The organism is Bartonella sp. CL266QHHD (assembly GCF_042195355.1).
In the GTDB taxonomy this organism is placed as follows: domain Bacteria; phylum Pseudomonadota; class Alphaproteobacteria; order Rhizobiales; family Rhizobiaceae; genus Bartonella.
Genome location: NZ_JBHIOD010000058.1, coordinates 202,487 through 212,350, shown reverse-complemented (window position 1 = coordinate 212,350; position 9,864 = coordinate 202,487). Strand labels below are relative to the sequence as shown.

Here is a 9,864-nt window from a genome sequence, read left to right as displayed (position 1 = left end):
AAATGAGAGAATCCTACGTTATTCGGGGGTCTAATTCAATATACAAAACAGTAAATTATCATTATAAATCAATATATTGTTGTAGCCAAAACCTAATCCATGAGAGATTGTTGGAAATGTTGGAACTATCCTTGGTACTTTTGCTGGGCTTAGCGACATCAGATCGAAAGAAAATATTGTACGAGTAGGGCAGCGAGATGGACACAAACTCTATGAGTATAATTACAAGGGCTATCCAGAGCGCTATCGCGGGGTGATGGCGCAAGATGTTTTGAAGTCAAAACCTGAAGCTGTTTTCTTGCATAAGGCGACAGGCTTTTTGCATGTGGATTATGGCAAGCTTGGCTTTGAGATGGAAAGGGTGCAGTGATGGAACAAGAAAACACGAATTCTCTATCAAAGTTGTTTGATCCAAAATTTTTGCGTCCTTTTATGTATCAGGTTATACCGCAGTTACCTAGATATTTATTTCAACAACTCTCTACCCCTCTAAGCACGCCGTTGTAAGGGCAATACACGCAAAGTTTTTTAGAACGTGTTGCTTTTAGCACAAACCCTTTTGATGCGAGCAATGGGGCTGATACTCCACAAAAATTGAGTCCTACAGAGCTTATTCGCGGTTCTCAAACAGGAGGAGGAGAAGCTGGGAAAAAAACGCCCACAGAATTGATTATGTCTACGGATGATTTAAAGCGCTAAATGCCTCCATTGCCGGATGTTTCAAAGGATACTGTTAAGATACAAGAGGCGCCAGAGCAACAAAAGCATGACTTCTCAGAGCAGGGAGGCGTTGCATCAATGATCTCTCAATCTCCACTTGTTGGGAACATTGATCAGTCTAGTGGGGATGAAGCTGGGCGACAGCAAAAAAATGTGATGGATTATATTGCTCAACTTAATGAGAAATCTATAGCGGAAAACTCTTTGAAAAATGATTCTGGAAATGATGAGGAAAAGCTTTTTGATGCACCTATAGAAGAAGAAAAACATTTGAATGCACACTTACCAGAAGAGGAGCATTTAAAAGCAAGTGGTGATCTTGAACAAAAAACAGATTATATCAAGTCACTTGATAATTTTGTTCAGACAGGAGCAAATCTAAGTAGCTTATGGGAGCGTTTTAGAAAATCAGAATTTTCCGAGCATTTAATGGATTTTTTTGCAGGGCTTGCGTTATGAAAGACACCACAAGAAAGTTTTTCAAATGCATCTATCCTTATGCGGCAGGGCAACAAGGAACGCGCACAATATAAACAAACTTTGCAATTTTTACGCTCTAAAGGGTATAGCGATGAAGATGCGCAAGCACTCACACAATATCCAGACCTTGCCATGAAAATCATAGGCAGTACGTTAAGCTCTCAAAAAGGCTATAGAACATTGCTTAAAAGGCTTAATCGGGGTGATTATGAAGCTGTACCAACCGAATTGCAGAAAATGGACCAAAGCCAAGAGGCAAACGTTTACAAGGTCTTGTACTCCGGCGTGTATCAGAGGCAGGGCTATGGACGAAAGGGGCTTATGCTTCTGCTAATTATCAAACAGTAGAAACGGGGGGTAAAGCAGAAGCATTGGCACCCATTATTGGTTCTTTCTCAGGTCTTGGCGGTTTTTTAGCGGGCAATGGTCTAGTTCAATGGGCTTTAGCCGCCATTATGGTTTGAGCCGCATATGCTGGCATTTTCTTTGTTGCTAAACGTTTTCAGGAGCACTGCCTATGAATCTTATGGATGAAAAGAAATCTGATGCTAACAGGTGCGGCTTTAGACGCTTTTTTTTATGATTTTAGCAAGAGCCTTTACTCTTGGAAAAAAAGCAGAACAACAAAAGCAAACAGAAAAAGCTTTAAAAGCAGCCACAACACGGCTGGAGGTGGAAAGTGAAGTTAATCAAAAAAGTGATGCTGATGTGCGTGCTGCTCTCTTTGATTGATTGCGCGACAAATAAATATGCTTTTTCTTGTGTTGGTTGGTTACCTGTTTATTTAAGCCGGCAAGATCTGAACACCATTAGCTCAAACTTAGGAAGAGAGCTCTTAAAGCATAACAAGCAGGGTCAACGCTTGTGTGGGTGGAAACATGGTTAGAAAAAAATCCAAAAAACACACAGAGCTTACAGAAGTAGAAAAGAAATGCTTCAAGAAATGATCATCACCTATCAAAGCGTGAAAATGATGTCTCGCTTGATGAAGTGGATAGCATTTTTTCTTTTTTTGCTTATCCTTGATTTTGCACGCCTCATGGATGCAATAGACAACATCTTCGCACATTTAAAACAATGGTTCTTAAAGAATTAGAAAAACTGTCATACAAGCAAAACTACGAAAAATTCTTTCTACTATGAATTGGAGATCTAATCATAAGCGTAGTTCAGAATGCAAACCAAGTCGTAAGAGCTCTAGTGTTTTGGTATCTGGCTTTCGATAGATCACAACTAAATCTGGCTTGATATGACAATCACGACAATTGCGCCATTGACATGTTAGTGCATGATCTCTCTAATGCGCCGTTAGCGGTTCATTCTCCGCTAACGCTTTGACCACAAGCAGCAAATTCTCCTCTAGTGCATTAGCATATCTACCTTTGCTTTCACGTTTAAGATCACACCGGAATGAACGCGTATAGACAATTTCCCGCATAGCAAGCTTAGGTTTGCTTTTCAGATTTACGCATTTCGGTTCTATCTTCCCGTATCATGGTTCTTAAGCCGTCTAATGATGTATGTTCGATGCGTCCCATTTCAGCATCCTCGATAGCTCGTAATGTTTCCGGATTTGGTTGGAATAGATCAAGCGGTAATGCTCGATCTCTAGCAATGCGGGTCATAAACATGCGTACTGCATCCGATACAGTTAAACCCGTAGACTTAATAACTGCACTTGCAATTTCTTGAACTTCATCAGGTATGCGGGCTTGAATTTTTCCCATTGCTAAACCTCCTATTCAATTGTAGTACAATGTACTACACGTTAAGTTTATGTTAAGAGTTTCAACAATAGCTTTTCACAAGAGAACTTAGCAAAATTCAAAAAACTATTAGAGAAAGTTGGCAGAATAAGATATGTTTTGTAGAAGAATATTGGAAAGTCTTATTCCCTAACCTTTATTTATGAACCCCGCATTTTAAAAAAACTATATAAAATCAATGTGATATATGAATAAAAAAGAGCATAATATCACTAAAAGAGTGTTATAGAAATGATGTGTCATGACGATTCTACCACTCGATAGTGCTTCGATAAGAGAGGCAATAGCGCTTCTTGAACAAGGGAAGTTAGTAGCGTTACCAACGGAAACTGTTTATGGATTAGCGGGCGATGCAACCAATGGGAGGGCAATTTCTTCTATTTATTCTACAAAGGGTCGTCCGCAAATTAATCCTCTTATTGCGCATGTTAGCGGCATCGAAATGGCACAACGTTATGTTAAAATTGACTTTCTTTCACGCCAATTAATGGAGGAATTTTGGCCAGGGCCTTTGACATTGGTTTTGCCTTTAAAGGAACAGCATAATATCCATCCTTTAACGACCTCTGGTTTGAATACCTTGGCTGTTCGTTTTCCAGACAGTCGTTTTGCGGAAGTGGTACAACATTTTGGCCGTCCACTTGCTGCTCCTAGTGCGAATCAATCGGGGCGTCTTAGCCCTACTTCAGCTGAGGCTGTTTTTGCATCTTTGGGGGAATCTGTTCCTTTAATATTGGACGGAGGACCTGCTAAAATAGGACTAGAATCAACGATTATTAAAATTTGTGGTGAAAATATTTATCTTTTGCGTCCAGGGGGGCTTACGGCTGATAAAATTGAAGAAGTTGTGGGGAAGTCTTTAAAACGGATAGATCAAAGGGCGGCGATTGAAGCTCCTGGGATGTTAAAATCGCATTATGCCCCCAATGCCACGGTTCGTTTGAATGTAGAAAAGGTGGAAAATGGTGAAGCGCTTTTAGCATTTGGTTCAAAGCGTGTTATGGGGGCTGAAAATGCCGTTTCTATTTTAAACCTTAGCGAAGATGGAAAGTTGGAAGAGGCAGCCTCTCATTTATTTCAATATATGAAGGAATTAGATTCATTTAAAGTGAGATGTATCGCAGTAGAACCTATTCCATCATACGGATTAGGGGAGGCTATCAATGATCGTCTTATACGGGCTGCAGCTCCAAAGGAGAAATGAACATGGAGCAGGAATTAATTGAGGGGTTTAGGGAAATTGTTGGTGCTAAGCATGCTATAACAGATCAAGCGTTGATTGCGCCGTATTTGCTTGAAGAGCGTGGGCTTTTTCATGGAAAAACACCTTTACTTTTACGTCCATCTTCTTGCGCAGAGATCTCATCGATTATGCAGTTAGCGAGCAAAACGCGCACACCGATTGTGCCACAGGGTGGAAATACAGGGCTTGTGGGGGGACAACAACCAGATGAAAGAGGAGGGAGCGTTCTTTTATCCATGGAGCGATTAAATAAGATTAGAGCTATAAATCTTGAGGGAAATTTTGTTGTTGTAGAGGCTGGTGTTATTTTACAGGATTTACAGAAAAAAGTGGATGAATCAGGTCGTTTTTTCCCTCTTTCTTTGGCATCTGAAGGTTCTTGCCAAGTAGGAGGCAATCTTTCGTCGAATGCTGGAGGGACAGCTGTTTTAGCTTATGGCAATATGCGTGATCTTTGTCTTGGTTTAGAAGTTGTTTTACCGGATGGGCGTATTTTAGATGATTTGCGTTTTGTTAAAAAAGACAATAGCGGTTACGATTTAAAAGATCTTTTTATTGGTGCAGAAGGCACATTGGGAGTTATAACCGCAGCCGTTTTGAAGATGTTTCCAAAAATAAAAGGAAAAGCTGTTGCTTTGGTGGGATTATATAGTCCGGCGAAGGCTTTAGAGTTTTTATCTCTGGCTCAAGAATATGGAGGAGGGATGTTGACAGGTTTTGAGCTCATGGGAAATCTCAGTTTGCAAATGGCTTTAGATTATAAGATGTGTGAGAAGCCTCCTCTTCAGCGGAAACATGAATGGTATGTATTAATGAACATTTCATCGTTGCAAGGCAATGATGAGGCATTATCGGTATTGAGTACTATTTTAGAAGAAGCTTTAAAGAATGCGGTGATAGAAGATGCAGTTGTTGCGCAATCTTTAAAACAGCAAGATTTTTTTTGGCAATTACGAGAAAGTATATCATCAGCACAAAAGTTAGCAGGAGGGTCCATTAAGCATGATATTGCAATCCCACTTGCTTCTATTCCTGATTTTATTGCTGAGGCAGCGCTTATTGTAGAAGATATTGCTCCAGGAGCACGGGTGATTTGTTTTGGACACATGGGCGATGGAAATTTACATTATAATATTACACAACCTGTAGGAGCTGATACGACAGTGTTCTTGCAGTTATGGTCAACAATGAATCATCGCATTCATAGTTTAGTGGTGGACTATAGAGGTGCATTTTCTGCTGAGCATGGAATTGGTCAGCTTAAGCGCGAAGAACTTCGTTCTTTTAAATCGCCTGTCGCATTGGATATTATGCAAGGGATTAAAAAAACGCTCGATCCTTTAGGGATAATGAATCCTGGAAAAGTGTTATAATTCAAGAATGGTGATCATGTATTTTTGTTTAGATTTTAATAACCAAAAAAGAAACCAGTTGTTTTTTATTCAAACTTTTAATAATCCAATGAGAAAAAGCTGCTAAAGGGTGTATGTTATTTAAGATAAATTGGGATAATGTATATGGCTAATCAATGCTTTAATCAGGCAAAAGCGGTGCTTGAATTTCGGTTAGATCCGTGCCATTTGCCACAAACGACGACATATTTTTCATCCAAAACGGGTAATCAGGTTATTTGTTCGTTAAATGAGCGTGGTGTTTCTTTTAAAACGGATATGCCTTCAAGTTTATCGCATTTAATACCCCCTTATCATTTCCAAGGAATTGCAGCACGTACCGTAAAAACGCGTTCAGGAGAAAGAGCTGTTGCATTAGAATTACTTCATGCCGATGAGGAAGCTTGTATACCGCTTTTGGTTTCCAGAGATTTGAATAATGTTCTTCTGGATTGGCGGTTATGGGCGGATACTTATGGCCTTCCCATGCTTATGATCAATGAAGATAATCGCATTCTGGTTGTAAAAGATCGTTCTGATTTACATCGATTTTTTGGTACAACAGCACATTCTAAACAAAAGCGTTTTTTACTTCGTTATAGCAATCCGTTAGGCTTGCGTTTGGTGATTGCGAATCGAATTGCACTCCAGTAATATTAACATGCATTTATTTTTGTACTACCGTCAGCATTTATCTTGTGGTGCTGTAAAACATCGTTGTTTGGAGCGGTAATATAAGGCGTGTAAACTTCACACATGAAGTGTTTTAGAAGATATGGCAAATATTCTTAAGTTTGCTTGTAGGTATTTGTGTAAGTGCAGCATAGGAGTGGGAAGCAAGAGGAACCCGCTCAATGAGAATCCAGACCTTTACAGACGAGATTTGGTGTGACTTTTGGTTCTTGAAAACAAAGAGGAAGTCAATGATTGTAAATGAGAGTTTTTTGACACCATACATTGGCAGCAGGAATTGATTATGTAAAACGCTTTTTTTGGCGGTATAATTTTGGGTTTTTGCCACATCATAAAAACACCAGCAGATTGCTGGAAGTGTTTTTGAATTTTTTTATAAATCATTTCTCCATGTTGAATGAGAGCTTTGAATATTGCAGAATATTCTTATTTCATCTCTCTTTTATAATCAAAATCATTTAGATAGAAAGGGTGATCGTAATATTGAGAGTTGGAAAATACAAAGATGGTATCGGTTTTTATTTTGATTCCAGAAAGATGGCAGAATGGATTTATACTATTTGCAGGTAGTGTCGTAAAATGGGAGTGATGAGCATGAGAGGTATTGTTTAAGAATTTGTATGTGAATAATATAACTATCTTTTTTGGGCATTTTATTTTTTGTAAAAGCGGAATTTCATTAAAAACGCGATAGATAAAAGAAATGATAGTATATATGTTTTTCTTCAGGACTTTATAAGAAAGAAAGTGTTTATAAAAATGATGAGAAAATACGTTTAAAGTAACAGTAAAATGATCATTTTATATTACATTTTCAGATTCAAAAAATTTTCCTATTTTATCATGAGTAGATATTCTATTTATAATATTTGATTGTTCAAAGGAAAGCACACTCATTTTTTCAAAATTATGGTCAACGTAAAACAGTGAGAAAATTTGTGTGTCATGCTCTTATATAAAATAATAAAATCGTAAAAAAGAATATTCAAAGGATTTTATTTTCTCGCGCAACGGCTCTCCATCCGATATCACGACGAACAAAACCTTCTGGCCAATCAATACAATCAACAGCTTCATAGGCACGTTTTTGTGCATGCGTAATCGTTTTTCCTGTTGCAGTTATATTGAGAACACGTCCACCATTTGCAATGAGTTCTCCATCACGCAACACTGTACCAGCTTGAAAAACTTTCACATCGGGAAGAGAGTTTACTTGATCAACGTTACGGATAACAGTACCTTTTTGGGGAGAGTCTGGATAACCATTAGCAGCCATAACAACGGTGAGAGCAGCTTTTTCAGACCACCGAAGAGGCTTATTTTCAAGTTTTCCTTGAGCTGCAGCAAGAAAAATTGGCAAAATGTCATCTTTGAGGCGCATCATTAAAACTTGACATTCAGGATCACCGAATCGTACGTTAAATTCAATTAATTCGGGTCCTTTTTGCGTTATCATTAATCCGACGAAGAGAATACCTTTAAAGGGAGCGCCCATTTCTTTCATGCTTTTTAAAGCTGGTTCAACAATTTCTTTGAGAGTACGATTCACTATTTCTTTGGTCATGATGGGCGCTGGTGAATAAGCACCCATACCACCGGTATTTGCTCCAATATCCCCATCACCTACACGTTTATGATCTTGAGCAGATCCAAAAGGAAGAGCAACTTTACCATCACAAAGGCAGAAGAAGCTTGCTTCTTCACCTTCAAGAAAAGATTCTACAACAATTTTGTTTCCTGCATCTCCAAATGTACTTTTGAAGCAGGCATCAACTGCGTTAAATGCTTCTTCCATAGTTGTTGCAACCACGACACCTTTGCCAGCTGCTAAGCCATCAGCTTTAATAACAATGGGAACATCTTGTTGCTGAATGTAAGCTTTAGCTTTAGAGGCATCATTAAAGCATTGGTAACTTCCTGTAGGAATGTTATTCTTACGACATAAATCTTTTGTAAAAGCTTTTGAACCTTCTAGTTGAGCAGCTTTTTGAGTAGGACCAAATACACAGATGTTAGCGCTATTAAGGGAGTCTGTTATACCCGCAACCAATGGTGCTTCTGGTCCTACAATTACAAGATCAATAGAATGTGCTTTACAAAAAGCAATAACAAGGGAATGGTCATCAATGTTTAAATTAATATTTTCACCAAATTCTGTTGTTGCAGGATTTCCAGGAGCACAGTATAACTTTGTTAGCAGTGGTGATGCTGCTATTTTCCATGCTAAAGCGTGTTCTCGTCCACCTGAGCCAATAAGAAGAATATTCATTGCTTGCTCCTCTCATAAAAGATGATTAATCTCATCTCCTTCTCATAAGAATGAAATGTCTCTATCGCAAGACCAAAGGTAAATCATTTGATGAAAAAAAATAAAAATATCGCGCATGTTCAGTCCTATGATAGCCAAGGACGGGTTATGGATGCATCTTCCAAACAATGGGTCTACAATTTCCTTCCCTGTTCTTTATGGTTTTATGCGCAATTGGCGCGTTGGGATCGGCCTATTGGATGGCAATTGTTGATGTGGCCTTGTTTTTGGTCAACAACAATGGCTTTTTTCTCTTATAAAATGCATTACGATACTCTTTTATCAATGTTTCTTCATTGGGTTTGGTATCTTTTTCTTTTTTTTCTGGGATCTATTGCTATGCGAGGGGCAGGATGTACTTGGAATGATCTTATTGACCATAAAATTGATGCTCAGGTAGAAAGGACACGTTCTCGCCCATTGCCGACAGGTCATGTGAGTCGGTTTCAAGCAAGAGTTTTTATACTTGTGCAATGTTTGGTTGGTTTAGTTGTTTTATCACAATTTAATAGGTTTAGTTTTTTTCTAGGTATTTCGTCATTGATAGCTGTTGCATTTTATCCTTTTATGAAACGCGTAACATATTGGCCGCAGTTTTTTTTAGGCGTTGCGTTTAATTGGGGGGCATTAATGGGGTGGGCTGTTGTCTTTGGAAGTTTAAGCTGGGCACCAATCTTGCTTTATGTGGGATCAATTTTGTGGACCATAGGATATGATACAATCTACGCACATCAAGATAAAGAAGATGACGTTACTGTTGGTGTCCGTTCTACGGCTCTTCTCTTTGGTAAAGCAACCAAGCGTGCTTTAGTATTTTTGTATGGTGGTTTTGTGATGTTCATTAGTCTAGCATTTTATTTAGCTGGAGTCCCTGTTCTTAGTTTTTTGGGGATTTTTGTGGCAAGCATCCATATGTTTATTCAAATTAAAGTCATTGATATAGATGACAGTTCACAATGCCTCAGGCTTTTCAAATCTAATTCGCTTATTGGTTTTGTGATTTTTGCTGGTTTAGTATGTGGGGGTATATGGACGATATTTTATCCTGCGGTCTAAAAATAAGTTAGCTAAAATCATAGTTTCTACTGAATACAGTATGTTTTTTAAAATAAGCTTGTTGCTAATCTATTTTTAAGCGATACAGTAGAAAATATTACTAATCAACTGTTACAGTGGAAATGAAATTCTTCTATTTAAATAAAATAAATCATCTTCTTTTAGAATTTTTCAAATAAAAAATATTTGTTTAACTGTTGGGAAGAA

General features: G+C 38.3%; 7 protein-coding genes and 5 pseudogenes. 9 read left to right on the top strand and 3 right to left on the bottom strand.

Translation table 11 applies throughout. The features are described from left to right. Positions 1 to 106: 106 nt before the first annotated feature. The 5 genes and pseudogenes from ACFIK7_RS08615 to ACFIK7_RS08595 all read left to right on the top strand — a co-directional run bounded on the left by ACFIK7_RS08615 (position 107) and on the right by ACFIK7_RS08595 (position 2,296). Positions 107 to 370 (top strand): tail fiber domain-containing protein, encoded by a 264-nt coding sequence (locus ACFIK7_RS08615; RefSeq protein ID WP_375637437.1) that lies wholly within the window; start codon positions 107 to 109, stop codon positions 368 to 370. Next, positions 370 to 1,383 (top strand): annotated as a pseudogene (locus ACFIK7_RS08610) (hypothetical protein); the annotation flags it as partial. The gene ACFIK7_RS08615 and the pseudogene ACFIK7_RS08610, both read left to right, overlap by 1 nt. Next, positions 1,378 to 1,664 (top strand): annotated as a pseudogene (locus ACFIK7_RS08605) (glycoside hydrolase family protein); the annotation flags it as partial. The pseudogenes ACFIK7_RS08610 and ACFIK7_RS08605, both read left to right, overlap by 6 nt. A 66-nt stretch (positions 1,665 to 1,730) precedes the next feature. After that, positions 1,731 to 1,932 (top strand): annotated as a pseudogene (locus tag ACFIK7_RS08600) (hypothetical protein). 146 nt (positions 1,933 to 2,078) lie between these two features. After that, positions 2,079 to 2,296: pseudogene (locus ACFIK7_RS08595) on the top strand (hypothetical protein). Positions 2,297 to 2,356: 60 nt separating this feature from the next. On the opposite strand, the pseudogene ACFIK7_RS08590 reads toward ACFIK7_RS08595, so the two are convergent. Beyond that, positions 2,357 to 2,638, bottom strand: a pseudogene (locus tag ACFIK7_RS08590) (type II toxin-antitoxin system YafQ family toxin). Positions 2,639 to 2,645: 7 nt separating this feature from the next. Beyond that, the gene (locus ACFIK7_RS08585; protein ID WP_375643162.1) at positions 2,646 to 2,927 is read right to left on the bottom strand and encodes a type II toxin-antitoxin system RelB/DinJ family antitoxin; all 282 of its coding nucleotides are present in this window, start codon (positions 2,925 to 2,927) and stop codon (positions 2,646 to 2,648) included. Between the two features lie 280 nt (positions 2,928 to 3,207). On the opposite strand from ACFIK7_RS08585, the gene ACFIK7_RS08580 reads away from it, so the two are divergent. The 3 genes from ACFIK7_RS08580 to ACFIK7_RS08570 all read left to right on the top strand — a co-directional run bounded on the left by ACFIK7_RS08580 (position 3,208) and on the right by ACFIK7_RS08570 (position 6,254). After that, positions 3,208 to 4,170 carry an L-threonylcarbamoyladenylate synthase gene (locus ACFIK7_RS08580; RefSeq protein WP_375654547.1) on the top strand — a complete coding sequence of 321 codons (963 nt, stop codon included), beginning with the start codon at positions 3,208 to 3,210 and terminating at the stop codon, positions 4,168 to 4,170. 2 nt (positions 4,171 to 4,172) lie between these two features. Next, a complete protein-coding gene (locus ACFIK7_RS08575; protein ID WP_273791339.1) occupies positions 4,173 to 5,582 on the top strand; it encodes an FAD-binding oxidoreductase in 1,410 nt (469 codons plus the stop codon). Positions 5,583 to 5,726: 144 nt separating this feature from the next. After that, complete coding sequence (locus ACFIK7_RS08570) at positions 5,727 to 6,254, top strand: DUF6101 family protein (protein WP_012754813.1); 528 nt, start codon at positions 5,727 to 5,729, stop codon at positions 6,252 to 6,254. 1,024 nt (positions 6,255 to 7,278) lie between these two features. On the opposite strand, the gene purD is transcribed toward ACFIK7_RS08570, so the two are convergent. Beyond that, complete coding sequence (purD, locus tag ACFIK7_RS08565) at positions 7,279 to 8,562, bottom strand: phosphoribosylamine--glycine ligase (protein WP_375663232.1); 1,284 nt, start codon at positions 8,560 to 8,562, stop codon at positions 7,279 to 7,281. Between the two features lie 90 nt (positions 8,563 to 8,652). Here purD and ubiA point away from each other — a divergent pair, with 90 nt between their 5' ends. Beyond that, positions 8,653 to 9,657, top strand: a complete 1,005-nt coding sequence (gene ubiA, locus ACFIK7_RS08560) for a 4-hydroxybenzoate octaprenyltransferase (protein WP_375631380.1) — start codon at positions 8,653 to 8,655, stop codon at positions 9,655 to 9,657. The last annotated feature ends 207 nt before the right edge of the window (positions 9,658 to 9,864 follow it).